Source organism: Streptomyces azureus, from assembly GCF_001270025.1.
Classification (GTDB): domain Bacteria; phylum Actinomycetota; class Actinomycetes; order Streptomycetales; family Streptomycetaceae; genus Streptomyces; species Streptomyces azureus.
The window spans coordinates 1-1,373 of the sequence record NZ_DF968332.1 but is presented as its reverse complement, the minus strand read 5'-3'; the positions used below and the strand labels follow the sequence as shown (position 1 = coordinate 1,373).

Genomic DNA, 1,373 nt, shown 5'->3' with positions numbered 1-1,373 from the left:
AGACGTCATCTCATTTGGCGAGTATGTGCGACGATTCGTCGGCCAGTAGGAAGCCATGAGCGGGGGCGAAGGCCGATGCAGTACGTCAATCTCGATGCTCAGGTCGGCGACCTGTCAGGGGTCTTGGACCTGGCTCGCTACCTGAGCTACCTACCCTCGATCTCCGGTGACCTGCCGCCAGGCGCCCGAGCTTTCGCCACTGACACGGACCACTACGACTTCCGCAGCAGGCGATGTGTGAAGGACCTGACGCTTCGGGCCGTCCGGGGCGCCGGCGGTGAGGAGATGGAGGTCGAGTTCCAGCACAACTGCTGGAAGCACGACCAAGACCTGCTGATCTGCTACGCAGGGGTGTCCAGCTTCATCATCGATCCCGCCGACGAGGACCGAGGAACGGACCTCGGGACTGTGATTCTCGACGAGATCCTGCCGCAGAGGGACGGCTGCAGCCACGAGATCGCCTGCTGGGACGGCACACTCACCATTGTCTGCCGTGACCTCCAGGCGACATGGACTGAGACCATCTGCTCAAGCAAGCCGTAGGCGCGACAAGTCGTGGGGATTGTTGAGCGGCTGGTGCCGGATGAGCTGTGGGAGCTGTTCCAGAGGGTGGTGCCGGAGGCGCCGTCGCGGCCTCAGGGCGGTGGTCGGCGTCGATATGGCGACCGGGAGGTGCTGGCGGCGATCGTGTTCGTTGCCACGTCGGGCTGCACGTGGCAGCAACTGCCGACAGCGTCCTTCGGGCTGTCAGGGGCAACGGCCCATCGGCGGTTCAGCGAGTGGTCGAAGGCTCGGGTTTGGGCCAAGCTCCACCGCGTGGTGCTCGACGAGCTCGGTGCCCGCGGCGAGTTGGACTGGTCCCGCTGCGCGATCGACTCGGTGAACATGCGGGCCCTGAAAAGGGGGACCTGACAGGTCCGAATCCTGTGGACCGGGGCAAGTACGGCTCGAAGATCCACTTGATCACCGAACGGACAGGTCTGCCCATTTCTGTCGGAATCTCGGGCGCGAACCTGCACGACAGCCAAGCCCTGATCCCCTTGGTCAAGGACATTCCGCCGATCCGCTCCCGCCGTGGACGCAGGCGGCGCAAGCCGGGAAAGCTCCACGCGGACAAGGGCTACGACTATCCCCACCTGCGGCGATGGTTACGTGGACGCGGCATCACCCACCGCATCGCTCGCAAAGGCATCGAGACCTCACAACGGCTGGGCCGGCACCGCTGGACCATCGAACGCACCATGGCCTGGCTCGCCGGCTGCCGCCGCCTCCACCGACGCTACGAACGCAAAGCCGACCACTTCCTCGCCTTCACGAGCATCGCGTGCACCCTCATCTGTTACCGCAGACTCACCAAATGAGATGGCGTCTAA

The 1,373-nt window shown here is 64.5% G+C and carries 2 protein-coding genes; both read left to right on the top strand.

Features of this window, described 5'->3' with window-relative positions; genetic code table 11:
- The coding region (locus tag AOQ53_RS24790) for a hypothetical protein (protein WP_236711809.1) at positions 1–543 on the top strand (543 nt) is incomplete at its 5' end.
- Between the two features lie 18 nt (positions 544–561).
- Positions 562–1,361, top strand: a protein-coding gene (locus tag AOQ53_RS24780; protein WP_408055181.1) for an IS5 family transposase whose coding sequence is annotated in 2 segments (ribosomal slippage) — positions 562–910 and positions 910–1,361 — 801 coding nt in all. Because the reading frame shifts where the segments join, the coding sequence is not laid out codon by codon here.
- The last annotated feature ends 12 nt before the right edge of the window (positions 1,362–1,373 follow it).